The 14485-nt window shown below is 46.4% G+C and carries 15 protein-coding genes and 1 pseudogene; 10 read left to right on the top strand and 6 right to left on the bottom strand.

Going from position 1 to position 14485, the window contains the following annotated elements; translation table 11 throughout:
* Positions 1–23: 23 nt before the first annotated feature.
* From AB4249_RS00615 to uraH, 4 genes are all read right to left on the bottom strand, one after another.
* Complete coding sequence (locus tag AB4249_RS00615; RefSeq protein WP_372098098.1) at positions 24–1385, bottom strand: 8-oxoguanine deaminase; 1362 nt, start codon at positions 1383–1385, stop codon at positions 24–26.
* A 161-nt stretch (positions 1386–1546) separates the two neighbouring features.
* Positions 1547–2998 (bottom strand): nucleobase:cation symporter-2 family protein, encoded by a 1452-nt coding sequence (locus tag AB4249_RS00610; protein WP_065584815.1) that lies wholly within the window; start codon positions 2996–2998, stop codon positions 1547–1549.
* 224 nt (positions 2999–3222) lie between these two features.
* Entirely contained in the window at positions 3223–4566 is a 1344-nt protein-coding gene (locus tag AB4249_RS00605) for an NCS2 family permease (protein WP_372102147.1), read from the bottom strand.
* Between the two features lie 512 nt (positions 4567–5078).
* Positions 5079–5432, bottom strand: a complete 354-nt coding sequence (gene uraH, locus AB4249_RS00600; protein ID WP_017071967.1) for a hydroxyisourate hydrolase — start codon at positions 5430–5432, stop codon at positions 5079–5081.
* A 426-nt stretch (positions 5433–5858) separates the two neighbouring features.
* Here uraH and puuE point away from each other — a divergent pair, with 426 nt between their 5' ends.
* The 9 genes and pseudogenes from puuE to AB4249_RS00555 all read left to right on the top strand — a co-directional run.
* On the top strand, positions 5859–6779 hold the full coding sequence (puuE, locus tag AB4249_RS00595; protein ID WP_136974058.1) for an allantoinase PuuE: 921 nt from the start codon (positions 5859–5861) through the stop codon (positions 6777–6779).
* 23 nt (positions 6780–6802) lie between these two features.
* On the top strand, positions 6803–7318 hold the full coding sequence (gene uraD, locus AB4249_RS00590; protein WP_372102146.1) for a 2-oxo-4-hydroxy-4-carboxy-5-ureidoimidazoline decarboxylase: 516 nt from the start codon (positions 6803–6805) through the stop codon (positions 7316–7318).
* A 123-nt stretch (positions 7319–7441) separates the two neighbouring features.
* Positions 7442–8428, top strand: a complete 987-nt coding sequence (gene alc / locus AB4249_RS00585; protein WP_017069066.1) for an allantoicase — start codon at positions 7442–7444, stop codon at positions 8426–8428.
* Positions 8429–8442: 14 nt separating this feature from the next.
* Positions 8443–9003: an ureidoglycolate lyase gene (locus AB4249_RS00580; RefSeq protein ID WP_372102145.1), complete on the top strand. Its 561-nt coding sequence runs from the start codon at positions 8443–8445 to the stop codon at positions 9001–9003.
* Between the two features lie 14 nt (positions 9004–9017).
* Positions 9018–10334, top strand: a complete 1317-nt coding sequence (locus AB4249_RS00575; protein WP_372102144.1) for a urate hydroxylase PuuD — start codon at positions 9018–9020, stop codon at positions 10332–10334.
* 227 nt (positions 10335–10561) lie between these two features.
* Positions 10562–10942, top strand: coding sequence for a hypothetical protein (locus tag AB4249_RS00570; protein WP_102431652.1), 381 nt, complete (start codon positions 10562–10564; stop codon positions 10940–10942).
* Positions 10943–10989: 47 nt separating this feature from the next.
* The gene (locus tag AB4249_RS00565) at positions 10990–11586 is read left to right on the top strand and encodes a DJ-1/PfpI family protein (protein ID WP_372102143.1); all 597 of its coding nucleotides are present in this window, start codon (positions 10990–10992) and stop codon (positions 11584–11586) included.
* 96 nt (positions 11587–11682) lie between these two features.
* Complete coding sequence (locus AB4249_RS00560) at positions 11683–11922, top strand: hypothetical protein (protein WP_372052116.1); 240 nt, start codon at positions 11683–11685, stop codon at positions 11920–11922.
* Positions 11923–11938: 16 nt separating this feature from the next.
* Positions 11939–12121 (top strand): annotated as a pseudogene (locus tag AB4249_RS00555) (GrpB family protein); the annotation flags it as partial.
* Positions 12122–12230: 109 nt separating this feature from the next.
* Here AB4249_RS00555 and AB4249_RS00550 read toward each other — a convergent pair.
* Positions 12231–12509 (bottom strand): hypothetical protein, encoded by a 279-nt coding sequence (locus AB4249_RS00550; RefSeq protein ID WP_102351827.1) that lies wholly within the window; start codon positions 12507–12509, stop codon positions 12231–12233.
* A gap of 438 nt (positions 12510–12947) precedes the next feature.
* Here AB4249_RS00550 and AB4249_RS00545 point away from each other — a divergent pair, with 438 nt between their 5' ends.
* Positions 12948–13472, top strand: a complete 525-nt coding sequence (locus AB4249_RS00545) for a hypothetical protein (RefSeq protein ID WP_017069072.1) — start codon at positions 12948–12950, stop codon at positions 13470–13472.
* Here the strand turns inward: AB4249_RS00545 and AB4249_RS00540 are convergent.
* Complete coding sequence (locus tag AB4249_RS00540) at positions 13469–14350, bottom strand: AEC family transporter (protein ID WP_004732869.1); 882 nt, start codon at positions 14348–14350, stop codon at positions 13469–13471. The genes AB4249_RS00545 and AB4249_RS00540 overlap by 4 nt on opposite strands.
* Positions 14351–14485: the final 135 nt, after the last annotated feature.

Here is a 14485-nt window from a genome sequence, read left to right as displayed (position 1 = left end):
TCGCTTTTCTAGTTAGAGAGTATTTAATTATTCATCGCCAGTTTACCTAGCTTCATTGCAGCTGCATGGTGGCGGTGCATTAGTTGTTCCATGTCTACGCCAATCACAGCGCCATCGTTCACTCGCCACTTACCTGCAACCATCACTTTATCCGCTTGTTGAGCACCACAAAGTAGTAATGCGGCCAGTGGGTCGTGGCTGCCAGAAAAACGAATATCATCGAGCTTGAACATCGCGATATCGGCTTGTTTGCCAACCTCTAGTGTACCAATGTCGGTTCTGCCCATTGCCGCGGCAGAACCGGATGTTGCCCAGCGCAATGCATCAAAGTGTGAAACATTTGCAGAGCCATATTGCAGGCGCTGTAGATACATCGCCATGCGAACTTCGGCAATCATATTGGAGCCGTCGTTTGAAGCAGAACCGTCCACACCCAGCCCGACCTTTACACCCGCGGCCTCGAGGTCATTATTCTTACAAATACCGGAAGCCAACATCATGTTGGAAGTTGGGCAGTGGCTGATACCTATTCCTGCTTTACCCAAACGCTTAATCTCTTCTGGGTTGAAGTGAATACCATGAGCAAGCCAAGTGCGTTCATTGAGCCAGCCGACATCTTCTAGGTAATCGACAGGGCGCAGGCCAAACTTCTCAATACAGAAGTCTTCTTCGTCTAAGGTTTCGCACAGGTGGGTGTGCATCATTACGTTCTCACGCTCACTGATCTTGGCGGTCTCTTTCATCAGATCTGTGGTGACCGAGAATGGCGAACAAGGCGCGAGTGCGATTTGAATCATCGCCCCTTCATCACGCTGGTGGTAATCACGAATCAAGCGTTGGCTGTCATCAATGATGGTTTGTTCGGTTTGAATGGTGTGTCGTGGAGGTAGTCCACCTTCATCTTCCCCAAGGCTCATGGAACCGCGAGTGAATATCGCCCTTACGCCCAACTTCTCTGCCGCCTCGACTTGTAAATCAATGGCGTGTTCAAGCCCGTTTGGCAGCAAGTAATGATGGTCCGACGCTGTAGTACAGCCCGACATCATTAACTCGACCAGCGCCAGCTCTGTAGCAAGGCTCATCATCTCAGAATCGAGGTTGGCCCAAACCGGGTAGAGGCTTTGCAGCCAATGGAAGAGTTCTTTATTGAGTGCGCCAGGGTAGGCTCGCGTTAGGGTTTGATAGAAGTGGTGGTGCGCATTGATAAGCCCAGGAGTCACAACATGACGAGAGGCGTCGACGCTGTAATCTACGGGGGAGGTCGGCTCTTTGTGTTTGCCAACCAGTTCAATGATTTTATTACCTTTAATGACAATGCCGCCTTCTGCATCAGCCAGTGAGCCAGTGTAGATTGCGAGAGGATTCTTAATCCAGATGGTTTCCATTCATAGTAGTCCTTAGCCATCTCAGCCTTTTCAGGGAAGAGGGTCTTTATTTGGTATTTGTTGTTAAAAGATAAATTCGAATCAAGGGCGATGAAACATTCAGTGTTCTCATTACGCCCGTGATTCTACGGAAATCGGTTTTACGCTAGTTTGAGAATCAGTTAGTTCGTTTTTGGCTCAGGGTTATCTGATGCCGTTTGAACGTCAGTTTCTGTTGTTGCTTGTTGAATCTCTAGCTGTTCGTTTGAGTGTAGCTCTTCTTCTGCTTGTTCTTTCATTTCTAGCTCTACTTGCGCTTGGCTTTCGGCTAAGGCTTCTTGTTCTTCTGCGCGTGAAGATTTAGGCAATACAAGGTTAAGAACAACCGTCATGATGGTGCCTGTGGTAATGCCCGAGTGAAGGAAGTTCGCCAAATCATGTGGCAAGTGTTGTAGCAGTCTTGGTTCGAAGGTAACGGCCAAACCAGATGCCAAACCCACACAGATTACCAAGGCATTTCGCTTGGTGTCTGCGGCCTTGATCAACATGCGGATACCCGCGTAAGCAATCATTCCGAACATCACAAAGCCGACGCCGCCTAATACGGGTTTCGGAATCGTGACGGCAATAGCGGCCAATTTCGGGAATAATCCACCTAAAATCAGCAAGCCACCTGTTGCAGCCACTACATAGCGACTTGCTACACCAGTGATGCCAACAATACCAACGTTTTGGCTAAATGATGCTAGTGGCATCGCTGTGAGTATGGAAGAAAGCGTGCTGCCAAGGCCATCGCCTAGCAGTCCACGTTTTAGATCTTTACCGCTGACTTGGGTTTGACAGTTATTGCCAAGCGCCATGAAGTCACCGGTTGCTTCGGCGATAACTACGATGTACACCAAGCTCATGCTGATGATGGCACTGGCAGAAAAGGTAAAGCCGTATTTGAAAGGTTCTGGACCACCGACCCAAGCTGCAGAGCTAATTTGTTCAAGGTCGACCATGCCGAGTGACAGCGCCACAATGTAACCGCCTGCTAGGCCAATCACGATAGCGGAGGCCGCAACCGCGCCTTTACAGTAAACCGATACGCCAATCACTATCCCCAAAGAGACCAGTGCGAGAAACAGTTTAGGTAGAGTGGCGAATTGTTCCGTGTTGGCAGGAGAATCGCCAACCCAGTTCATGGCAACCGGTAAAATGGTTAAGCCGATTAGGGTAACCACCACACCACTTACCACGGTCGGGAACAGCTTGCGAACCTTGTCCATGTAGAAGCTGGCACCAATTACCACGAATGAGCCGATAAGTGCTGAGCCCATGATAGCGGCGACACCACCTTCGTTACCGATGGAAATAGCCACACCTAAAAAGGCAAAGCTTGAGCCCATTACAACAGGCAGTCGAATACCAACAGGGCCAAAACCGAGACATTGCGCGACAGTCACAATACCAGAAGCCAATAGCGCCGCATTGATCAGTGAAACGATCTCTGTGTTAGGTAGGCCGATAGAAGCACCGACAATAAGCGGGACAGCGACGATGCCACCAATCGAGGCGAGCATGTGTTGTAAAGCAAGTAGAAGGGTTAGCCCATGGGGCGGTCTTTCATTAAGGGTGTACAGAAGTTTCATTTGATATTCCTCTGCCTGCGTTTCCGTTTACAGGCGATTGGCGGTCAAATAATGACTTCTACAAACTGCGTAGGGTCATAAAAAAGTGCACTGAATCGGTAGGGTTTCTGCTCTCTCGTCATCAATGCAATTAGCTTTCTTAAAAATCATGTTGTTGCTTGGCTTGCGAACCAGCCAAGCAACGTTGTGAGCAATCAAGAAATGACTGCTCAGGAGCTTTAGGGTTAACCGATGAACACTAGCTTGGCGATGAAGATAGCCGCTAGGAAGTACATCGAGATAGACACATCTTTGGTTTTACCTGTCGCCAACTTAAGCACTGTGTAGGTAATGAAACCCAATGCGATACCGTTCGCGATAGAGAAGGTCAGTGGCATCATTAGTGCGGTAATCGCGGCTGGAGCACAGTTAGTGAAGTCTTTCCAATCGACGTGCTGCATGCTGCTCATCATCACGAATGCGACGTAAATAAGAGCACCAGACGTTGCGTAAGCGGGGATCATGCCTGCAAGCGGTGATAGGAAAATTGCCGCTAAGAACAACACACCAACCACGATTGCTGAAAGACCTGTACGTGCGCCTGCTGCAACACCGGCTGCACTCTCTACATAACTGGTTACTGGCGGACAGCCTACACACGCACCTGCCACGCTTGAAATACTGTCGGCTTTCAGTGCTTTGCTTAGGCCTTCAATCTTGCCCGTTTCAGGGTTGGTCAGGTTTGCACGCTCAGCTACGCCCATCAAGGTACCAGCTGTATCAAACATGTTTACAAAAAGGAAAGCCAAGATAACGCTGATCATCGATACGTTTAGTGCACCGGCGATATCCATTGCCATAAAGGTAGGCGCTAAGCTTGGTGGTGCAGCGAAGAAGCCATCGTAGTGAACTAGGCCAAGCATCATGCCGACTAGCGTTACACTCAAAATACCGATAAGCACCGCGCCAAACACTTTACGCTCACTCAGAACCGCAATGATCAAGAATGCAATCGCAGCAAGCAGAGCTTCTGGTTTCGTGAAGTCACCCAATGAAACCAAAGTTGCTGGGTTTTCGACGACGATACCCGCTGTTTTTAAGCCAATTAGACCTAAGAACAAACCAACACCTGCAGTCATTGAATAGCGCAAGCTCTCTGGAATACTCTCGATGATCCATTGGCGGACTTTGTAAAAGCTCATCCCGACAAACAAGATACCGGAGATAAACACCGCACCCAGTGCCACCTCCCAGCTGTAACCCATTTCGCTCACAACCGTGAAAGAGAAGAAGGCGTTCAAGCCCATGCCCGGTGCAAGGCCGACAGGCCAGTTCGCGAATAAGCCCATTAACAAACAACCAATCGCGGCACCAATACAGGTAGCGACAAATACAGCCCCTGCATCCATACCTGAAGCGGCCATGATTTGTGGGTTAACGAAGATGATATAAGCCATGGTTGCGAAGGTGGTGACACCGCCGACTAACTCATTTTTTACGCTGCTTCCGTGTGCCTTAATCTTAAAGAGTTTCTCTAAAATTCCGTTGTTCGCATCTTGGTTGAGTATTTCTGTTTTACTCTCACTCATGTCAGCAAGTCCTTTTATGTTGTGATCCATTTATTGAATACAGCGAGATTTCAATATTAAGTTTTAAGGTTTTTCCTAGCCGCTATTTCTTAAGCTATCAGTAGATTAGTCATCAACTCTCTAACTAATAACGTTATTAGTATTTTTATATGAGCGTGTTGAGGGTCTGTTGACCTTTCGCGGTTAAATTTTGTTCGAGATAGAATCGTTTTAGGCGCGGCAAGGAGTATGTAGCCTAGCCACTCTAAGTAAATACTTCTTAACAAAGCATAAAACGATTCTAGCCGAACCCTTCGGGCAGCCTTTGTGGTTCATTTCTACTGCGTTATCGGCTTCTCATGTAGGCTAGCTACACATCAAAGCCTCTGCCTTGTAGAAATTTTCCACAAAGCGCTGCAAAAATCAGCTCGAAAGGTCAACAGACCCTACTGAGCGCGCATCTTTTTAGATGCACGCATGAATCTGTTTATTATTGGGTGATAGAGCCTAGATCGGGATTCTAAGCATCGGGACTAACTGCCCCGATAAGTCGAGAAACTGTATGGTGAGACTAAAAGCGGAACGTGGTAGTGCGCATCGGGATCATCCAAGCCGAAGCGAATAACCACATCGTCTAGGAAAGGCACGCCATCCAATTCCACACCTTTGTTTTTGTAGTAGTCGGCTACATAGAATACCAATTGATATTTTCCCGGTCGGAATTCATTCCCAGCCAGAATCGGCGCATCGGTTCGGCCATCGGAGTTGGTGAGCACGGTCGCCAGCTTTTCTGTTGAGTCTTCGTTTACCTTATAAAGCTCTACCTTGATCTCTGCACCCGGCAAGCCGTGTGTGGTGTCTAATACGTGTGTTGTTAATCTTCCCATAGTCCTTTAATAGCGCTTTTGGCGCTCCTCTGTTCCGTGGTTTATCTGTCTGTTTCGACCTTGCAAAAGAGTGCAACTGGTCACTTTGTTATCACTAACTATGTACGAACTGTACACAATTAGTAAAGCGAATTGTTGGAAAAATGTAAACTATTGTGTCTTTTTTTCTGGCTTTATAGATCCTGATTATCGTTTTTTGGTGAGGTTGTTATTTGTTAAGTTATTGTTTTTAAATCACAAAAGTAACAAAATTTAACTTGAATAACAAAATCTTTACATTGAGATAAATAATTGTATACAATAAATGTACAGGGGTAAGGTTACTCGGTTTTGAAATAACCAATAGCGGAATCACCAATAGAAGAATCATATTGATGAACCAGCTAAAGAGCGGCTAAGCCAACCACTTATGTTAGGAGTACTTGGATGAATAAGGATTATTCAAGAAATTTGATCGGTTACGGAGCTAACCCTCCCAACCCTCAATGGCCAGGTAATGCGCGCGTCGCGGTTTCTTTTGTATTGAACTATGAAGAGGGCGGTGAGCGTTGTTTGTTACATGGAGACGACGAGTCTGAAGCTTTTCTTTCAGAGATCCCGTCAGCACAGCCGATCAAAGGCGAACGTCACATCAGCATGGAATCCATCTATGAGTATGGTAGCCGTGTAGGTGTGTGGCGTGTTCTTCGCTTGTTCGATGAATATGAAATCCCACTGACTGTGTTTGCGGTTGCCATGGCCATTGAGCGTCACCCAGACGTAGCGAAAGCCATGGTAGAAGCAGGTCACGAAATCTGTAGCCACGGTTATCGCTGGATAGACTATCAATACATTGATGAGTCAGAAGAGCGTGATCATATGACCAAGGCGATTGAGATTATCCAACAAGTGACGGGTCAACGACCACAAGGTTGGTATACCGGTCGAACGGGGCCAAATACGCGTCGCTTGGTAGCAGAAGAGGGCGGCTTCCTTTACGACTCCGATGCCTACGATGATGACCTGCCTTATTGGCACACCGAAACCGGTGATCCACAACTGGTGATCCCTTACACACTCGATGTAAACGATATGCGCTTTTCAACAGCGCAAGGCTTCAACTCTGGTGAGCAGTTCTTCCAGTATTTAAAAGACACTTTTGACACCCTTTATATGGAAGGCGAAACCGCACCGAAAATGATGTCGGTAGGACTGCATTGTCGTCTTATTGGTCGTCCCGGTCGTATTGCTGCATTAAGACGTTTCTTAGATTACGTAAAACAGCATGACAGCGTGTGGCTATGTCGTCGAATCGATATCGCCAACCACTGGCACCAACATCACCCATACAACGAACAACAAAATTAGAACGAACAGCAAGGAGGCTTAACGTGACTGAATTTCGATCTTGCCAACCAACAACCATGAACCGCGATACCTTTGTCGCGCACTTTGCTGATGTGTACGAACACAGCCCATGGGTTGCTGAAGCGGTTTATGACCAAGGTTTGAGTGCCGAAGATGATCATATCGAGAATCTTCATCTAAAAATGGCATCAACCTTGTTAAATGCCGACCAAGGCAAACAGTTGGCTTTGATCAATGCTCACCCAGATTTAGCGGGCAGAGCAGCAGTAAACGGCGAACTCACCGAGTCGTCGACCAAAGAACAAGCGGGGGCGGGCATCGACCAGTGCAGCGCCGAAGAATTTGAAAAATTCACTTCTTACAACAACAGCTACAAAAGTCGCTTCAATTTCCCTTTTATCATGGCGGTGAAGGGAGCCAATCGTTACCAAATTCTTGAGTCGTTCGAGATGCGATTAGGAAATGATAGTGAAACTGAGTTTGCTACGGCGATTCAAGAGATCAACAAGATCGCGATGTTTCGTCTCTGGGATATGTAAGTTAACGGAGTTAACAGCTATCTCAGCCCAGTCTTAGTGCGTTAAAGGTTTGATTTGTAAAAACATAAGCCACTAAGTTCTCATTTTATTATTACTTGATTAATTTCATAGGATTACACGGACATGACCCATAAATTTGAACAGTACATAAACCTTGCAGACGAAAAACTCGGCGCAGAAGCTATCTTCGCAACCGACGATTTTTTCGCAGATAAAAGCCGTCTACTCAGCCACGCAGCGCCAGAGTGGAAAGACGACTTATATGACGACAACGGCAAGTGGATGGACGGCTGGGAAAGCAGACGCAAACGCGGCGAAGGTTACGACTACTGTGTCGTTCGCCTTGGCCTAGCTGGCACCATTGCTGGCGTTGATATTGATACCTCATTCTTCACAGGTAACTTCCCACCTTCGGCATCAATCGACGCGTGTTATTCACCACAAGGTGAGCCAACAGATTCAACAGAGTGGCAAGAAATTCTGCCTTCAATGGCACTACAGGGTGATCATCATCATCTTGAAGACATCGAAAGTGACCAAGTATTTACGCACCTACGTTTGAACATCTACCCAGACGGCGGTGTCGCACGTCTACGTGTTTATGGCCGACCAAGCGTGGATTGGGACGCAATAGATTCTCAGCAACAAGTTGACCTAGCAGCCGTTGAACACGGTGGCCGAGCACTCGCATGTAGCGATGAGCACTACGGTAACAAAGCCAACATCTTAGGCCCAGGCCGTGGTGAAAACATGGGTGATGGCTGGGAAACAGCACGTCGTCGCACACCGGGTAACGATTGGGTAATCGTGGCATTAGGCCACCCAGGTAATATCGAACGTATCGTTGTGGATACGGCACACTTCAAAGGTAACTACCCAGACAGCTGCTCAATCCAAGCGGCTTACGTGAAAGGTGGCACCGACGACCAAGTGGAAACACAAAGCCTATTTTGGCGTGAACTCTTGCCAGCACAAAAGCTGCAAGCGCATGAGATTCACGAATTCATTTCTGAGGTAAACGACCTTGGTGCGATTACCCACGTACGTGCAAACATATTCCCAGATGGTGGTATCAGCCGTTTGCGTCTGTTTGGTACGAAAGCGAAATAGGTAAGGAAATGAGTATGAGTAATGGAATACGTCGTTTATCTATCGAACCGTTAACCAAGCAGGCTTTTGCAGAGTTTGGCGATGTTATCGAGTCCGATAATAGTGATTTCTTCATGATCAATAGTGGATCAACACGTCGCTACCACAAGCTAGCGACAACGGATGTGCAAGACCAAGATGGAGAAGCCATCATCAGCATCTTCCAAGCCACACCGTTGAGCTACCCACTGACCATCAAAATGTTAGAGCGTCATCCACTTGGCTCTCAGGCATTCATTCCATTACTTGGTCAACCCTATTTAATTGTTGTTGCGCCAAAAGGCGACGATCCTATATTAGCCAATAGCCGAGCTTTCTTGAGCAACGGTCGTCAAGGAGTGAACTATCACAAAGGGGTGTGGCATCACCCAGTTCTCGCCCTCACCGAGCAAGACCAGTTCTTGATCGTCGATAGAGGCGGCGAAGGACACAACTGTGACGAAGTTTATTTCGACAGCGACCGAGTGGCGTTGCATTTGGACGATCTGCCAACGGACGACAATAAGGAAGATCAACGCTTAGCTAAAGCGTTGTGATACAGGAGTTTATTATGGATCCGCATATTACAGAATGGTTGAATCTAGCAATACGCTGGGCTCACATGATTGTTGGTGTTGCGTGGATAGGCGCATCATTTTACTTTGTTTGGTTAGAGAACAACCTTAACCGAGTAAACCCAAAAACGGGCCTTTCAGGCGACTTATGGGCAATTCACGGCGGTGGTATTTATCACCTAGAAAAGTACAAACTTGCGCCACCAGAGATGCCAGAGCACCTGCACTGGTTTAAATGGGAAGCTTACTTCACGTGGATCACAGGTGTGTGTCTACTGGGTGTGGTCTACTACCTCAACGCTGAAATCTACCTGATTGCACCGGGCTCTGGCCTTGATTCAACAACCGCAATCGCGATTGGTATTGGTTCGTTCGTTGCAGGTTGGTTTATCTACGACTTATTGTGTGACTCACCATTAGGCAAAACACCCGTGTTGCTTGGCGTTGTGCTGTTCGTGCTGCTCGTCGCTGCGACCTATGGTCTAACCCAAGTGTTCAGTGGTCGTGGTGCTTACATCCACGTGGGTGCCATTATCGGTACCATCATGGTGGGTAACGTATTCCGCGTCATCATGCCTGCGCAGCGCAATTTGGTGAAAGCGATTGAAGAGAAACGCGAACCGGATCCGGCATTGCCAGCAAAGGGTTTACTGCGTTCTCGTCACAACAACTACATGACACTGCCAGTGCTGTTCATCATGATCAGTAACCACTTCCCAAGCACTTACGGCTCGGAATACAACTGGTTGATCCTTGCTGGTTTAGCGATCTTCAGTATCTTGGTGCGTCACTACTTCAACACCCGTCATGGTAGCCAGAAGTTTGCATGGACAATACCAGTAGCAGCATTGGGTATGATCACGCTTGCGTTTGTTACCTCACCTTACGCGAAAAAGCAGATGACTCCGGTTGTGCAAGTGCCAGTGGTTCAAGAAGTGCAAGTTAGTGCGACAGAATCGACTCCAGAAGATCTTGCTGCGAACAGCACGGCTTCGGCAGTGCTTGACGCTCAAGAGACTCCAGCGCATGCAACGCAACCTGCTAGCGCAGGTGTAAGCTTTGAAACCATCAACAAAGTCATTCAAGAGCGCTGTTCTGTGTGTCACTCATCAACCCCGAGCCACGCCGCTTTTGCTGCTGCGCCAGCCGGCGTGATGTTTGATACCCCAGAAGAGATTAAAGCCAACGTCCCAAGGATTGTTGCTCAAACGGTAACAACCAAGGTGATGCCGCTTGGTAACATGACTCAAATGACCGACGCAGAGCGCGCACTCATCGGTACTTGGGTAGAGCAAGGCGCTACGCTTCAATAATGATGTAAATCCTTTACCTAAGAGCATGAGTCTTAGGTGAGGCTTGGGGAGAGTTTGGTTTACGGGCACGCGCCAAACTCATCCCACCCTGTTTCCCCGGTTCCTATAACCGGGGCTTTTTTTTTTTGGACAAAGGGAATGCAGATTTATCATTCAGTTGGTGACTCTAGGTGCATATGTGGATTAAAGTGAGCCGAATTAACTTCTGTTAGCGCTCTGGAGAAGAGATGAAATATATCGTTGTTGTTTGGGCCCTATTGTCATTTACAGTACAAGCTAGTTGCTTTGTTGTAGGTGATCTCAAAGGTTTTTCTACTCGTCAATTTGAAAGCTTTGAAATTGATAAAGATGGTATTTCATCTCAAAAGTTCATCGTTGAGTTTAAAGGTGAGGAAAGTAGCGTATCTCCAAATAATATGAATTGCTTTCAGGTTGGTTCATCCACTCTAATTTGCGCAGATGTTGGTACTGACGGCAAATCAACTGTTGAGACTTGGGCTGTTTACCCTGAGAAAGAAAAAGTGGTTTACACTAAATCGATAAATGGTTTTGGTGGCTTTAACGGCGCAAACATGTTTGTTGGTAATATCAAAGGGCGTTGCGACTAACTATTTGAAAAATAGTCGTAAGTGTAGTGATTTAGGAAAGGATAAATATGGATATTGCTGTACTAACATTTGATGGATTTAACGAGCTGGACTCTTTCATCGCATCGGGTATTTTGAACCGAATGAAAGAGTTTGGCTGGAATGTGCAAATTACTAGCCCTACAGAATTTGTGACTTCAATGAATGGAGTCACAATTAAATCTCAACAGCCTTTAGAGTTCGCGAATACTGCTGATGCGGTGTTGTTTGGTAGTGGCATGTTGACCCGCGATATCGCCCAAGACGCTAAATTACTTTCAAGGTTAAGCCTTAACCCACAAGTACAATTAATTGGCGGTCAATGCTCTGGGACTTTGTTAATGTCGGTATTGGGGCTACTGAATCAAGTCCCAGCCTGTACTGATTTAACAACGAAGCCATGGGTAATTGAATCCGGTGTGAACGTGTTGGACCAGCCGTTTTATGCGGAAGGTAACATTGCTACAGCGGGTGGCTGTTTGTCGTCTAAATACTTAGCTGCATGGGTTATCAGTAAACTCGCAGACCAAGAACATGCCGAAGCTGCAATTCACTATGTTGCGCCTGTTGGTGAGAAAGAAGACTCTGTGAATCATTGCATGTCGATAGTAAGTACTTACGTTTAAACTGATTCATTGCGTGCGCAGTCCTGTATAAGGTTCTTGATATGAATCTCTACACATGGCATTTTTAGTCCAAATTGACTTTAGTTAGGACAAAAAATGGAAGACTTGATAGTCGCGTATTTTAGGGCATTGAGCTCATTCTTTAGGTATCTGTTTCAGTCGATCTTGATTGAGTTCATTGGTTACGGAGCTGGCTGGATAGTCTGTAAAGCATTCACACTAGGGCGCTTCCCCCCATTGATTCCAACTGAAAAAGAGCGAACCAGAATCTCTTATATCGGAGCTATTAGCATCGTGTTGCTTCTGTTAGCAATTGGTGTGTTCAATAGTTTGTGATTCGGAGTGAGGATATATGAAATTTTACCCCGCGGAACAATACCAAGCGGCTTGCAACGAGCTGTTTATCCGATACGAACGTGACATCAAAAAGCTAATCCCTAACGCGAGAGTTGAGCACGTAGGCGCATCTTCTATTCCTTTTGCCGTGTCTAAGGGCGATCTAGATATTTTCGTAGGTATTGAACTTGGTATGTTGTAATCCACATCTGCTGATGATGTGGCCTTGCAAGTGGTCAGTGTTATTGACTATGAGTGGAACTTAAATGTTGATAGCCTAGTGAAGTTAGACTATCAACATTTATTGATTATGATTCTGCAGATTCTGCTTTATCAAGAACTGAATCGTTATAAGCTTTGGTGCCCTTGTAACCTAGGAAAAGCGAAACTATCCATAAAATAAATGATACTGGAGAAGCAATAACGGTGATCGCGCAAACTACGATGAGAATTAAGTTAACAACTCCCCACATGACGCTCCCTGCATACATCTGAGCGCCTCCTGGTATTACAAAACCTAACAGTAGCGCTATCATAGGGTTTTTCATTTTGTTTTGTATGCGAGCTTGTTGAATTGCGTCATTCATAATTATGCTTCCTTATGCATTTAGTTGTTATTCGCGCACTCTACATCTATCTTATTTTTAGTCAAGAATTTAGTTAAATATTTGATTTGATTGATTGTTTTGTGATCTGATATTTGCTGGGTTAATGAGTCTTCCGGTTTTATTGTGTTTGGTTTATGGTTTGATCTGAGATATATAGGGAGGAATATCGCTCTATTGTTTATTACACTACTTTTTGTGCTGTTTTTACTTTCCCCTTACACTCTTTTCAAATATCGAACCTAGTATCAAATTTCTCTTTGTTATACAGGCAAGTCTCTCATTATGAAGAACTTCTTTGATAGCGAACTCATGCTCTCTAGCTCTTTGAATTTCGTTTTGCTATCGCTTGGGCTAACGCTCCTTTTTCATCTTCCGATTTGGTGTGGGTTCAACTTGAGCCGACGCAAATGGAAGCTTATGGATTATTTATGGCCGTTCTTGGCGGGTATCGGGATGCTGGGCGCAGTGTCTGAGATTCGTGCGAAAGTAGCGGGTGATTGGGTTGAAACAGAACAAACCAGAGCGGTGGCGATTTTAGAGTCGGTTCAGCAGTTTTCTTTGGATAAGCTGCGAAGTGATACCTGCACCGGTCAGCCATCTTTAGATAGTCACGCTCAGCACCACGAAGCGTGTTTGTGGTATTTGAATACGGCAATCACGTTCAAAGATGTCGATTTCACCTTGTTACCCAACGCATCGGATTTTACGGTTCCTGCGCCGAGCGTGTCGCTGGTTGAAAGCGATGCCGTGTGGGTGGATGGTATGTTGAGCCAGTATGAGAAGCAGAAAAACCAATACATTAAAACCAGAGAAGCGCAGGTGAAGCAGCCATTAGAAAGCCTCTTCTGGTATGTGAGTCCTTACTTAGTCTGTTTCGCTATTGCTCTGCGCCTTACTAAAGTGACGGCAGAGCTTAAACTGGATAAGTGCGTAAACAATTAACTCGACATAGACAGCGCGAATGACAGCAAGATAGGTAAAGTCACCACACTCAGGAAGTTACCGAACAACACCATAGACGCGACCTTGGGAGGCTCGACATTGAACCTTTCTGCGAACAGGTAGTTCATCACGGCGGGTGGCAGCATGGTGAACAGCACCATCATCTGTAGGTGCAACGTAGGCAGCGGAATAAAGAAGTAGATGATGGCAAAGGCGATGGCACCAGTAAACAGCGATTGAGCCGTACACAGCAAGCCAACTTTTAATCCACTTAGCTTCAAGTTCACCATTTGCGAACCCAACGACAACAGCATGATAGGCACGGCTGCTTGGCCGAGTAGTGAGGTGGCTTCGTAGATTGGATTCCATACTGCAATTCCAGACAGGTTGAGCGTCATCGCTAATGCTGCGGCTAAGAATATCGGCATCTTGAGGATCTGTTTGATCGGATTACCTTCACTCAACAGCGCCAAGCCAACACTAATGTGCACGCAAGCCGACACCACAAACAGCAGTACTGCAGGGGCTAATGCGCTCTCACCAAAGGTATACGTGAACAGAGGAATCGCGAGGTTGCCACTGTTGCGGAACATGTGTGGCGGAGCCCAAGCTTTGAAGTTGAGCTTAAAGATCTTACAGATTGGTATCATCAATAAAGCGGGCACCAACACCGCGACCAAAGAAGCGGTGATGAGTGGCAGTTGTTCGGTGTCGAGAGGCATGGTGGTCAGCGATGCAAACACTAGCGCAGGAATGCACACATCCATGTTGATGCGATTGATCGGTTTGAAATCGGGCTTGAGCCAACGACCTACCGCAAAGCCAGCACTGGCTAAAGCAAAAACGGGAAACAGAATGCTGACGACCTGTTCGAACATAGAATTCCTTTCTAGATTGAGTGCTTCCATTTAGCTGAGAAACGAATGTTCGAGAGAGACGCTAAAGTGAAGTATGAAGTCGAGATGTATAAACATTAACCTATCAATATAATGACTTGGCGTCACCGAAGATCG

It is taken from the genome of Vibrio sp. 10N.261.55.F4 (assembly GCF_041470465.1).
Classification (GTDB): domain Bacteria; phylum Pseudomonadota; class Gammaproteobacteria; order Enterobacterales; family Vibrionaceae; genus Vibrio; species Vibrio crassostreae_C.
The sequence above is the reverse complement of the archived record's forward strand: the minus strand, read 5'-3'. Positions and strand labels throughout refer to the sequence as shown.

What these genes read in the sequence shown, in the direction of transcription:
- AB4249_RS00615 (WP_372098098.1), bottom strand. Translation starts at nt 1,385, where the DNA reads ATGGAAACCATCTGGATTAAGAATCCTCTCGCAATCTACACTGGCTCA.
- AB4249_RS00610 (WP_065584815.1), bottom strand. Translation starts at nt 2,998, where the DNA reads ATGAAACTTCTGTACACCCTTAATGAAAGACCGCCCCATGGGCTAACC.
- AB4249_RS00605 (WP_372102147.1), bottom strand. Translation starts at nt 4,566, where the DNA reads ATGAGTGAGAGTAAAACAGAAATACTCAACCAAGATGCGAACAACGGA.
- uraH (WP_017071967.1), bottom strand. Translation starts at nt 5,432, where the DNA reads ATGGGAAGATTAACAACACACGTATTAGACACCACACACGGCTTGCCG.
- puuE (WP_136974058.1), top strand. Translation starts at nt 5,859, where the DNA reads ATGAATAAGGATTATTCAAGAAATTTGATCGGTTACGGAGCTAACCCT.
- alc (WP_017069066.1), top strand. Translation starts at nt 7,442, where the DNA reads ATGACCCATAAATTTGAACAGTACATAAACCTTGCAGACGAAAAACTC.
- AB4249_RS00580 (WP_372102145.1), top strand. Translation starts at nt 8,443, where the DNA reads ATGAGTAATGGAATACGTCGTTTATCTATCGAACCGTTAACCAAGCAG.
- AB4249_RS00575 (WP_372102144.1), top strand. Translation starts at nt 9,018, where the DNA reads ATGGATCCGCATATTACAGAATGGTTGAATCTAGCAATACGCTGGGCT.
- AB4249_RS00570 (WP_102431652.1), top strand. Translation starts at nt 10,562, where the DNA reads ATGAAATATATCGTTGTTGTTTGGGCCCTATTGTCATTTACAGTACAA.
- AB4249_RS00565 (WP_372102143.1), top strand. Translation starts at nt 10,990, where the DNA reads ATGGATATTGCTGTACTAACATTTGATGGATTTAACGAGCTGGACTCT.
- AB4249_RS00560 (WP_372052116.1), top strand. Translation starts at nt 11,683, where the DNA reads ATGGAAGACTTGATAGTCGCGTATTTTAGGGCATTGAGCTCATTCTTT.
- AB4249_RS00550 (WP_102351827.1), bottom strand. Translation starts at nt 12,509, where the DNA reads ATGAATGACGCAATTCAACAAGCTCGCATACAAAACAAAATGAAAAAC.
- AB4249_RS00545 (WP_017069072.1), top strand. Translation starts at nt 12,948, where the DNA reads ATGGATTATTTATGGCCGTTCTTGGCGGGTATCGGGATGCTGGGCGCA.
- AB4249_RS00540 (WP_004732869.1), bottom strand. Translation starts at nt 14,350, where the DNA reads ATGTTCGAACAGGTCGTCAGCATTCTGTTTCCCGTTTTTGCTTTAGCC.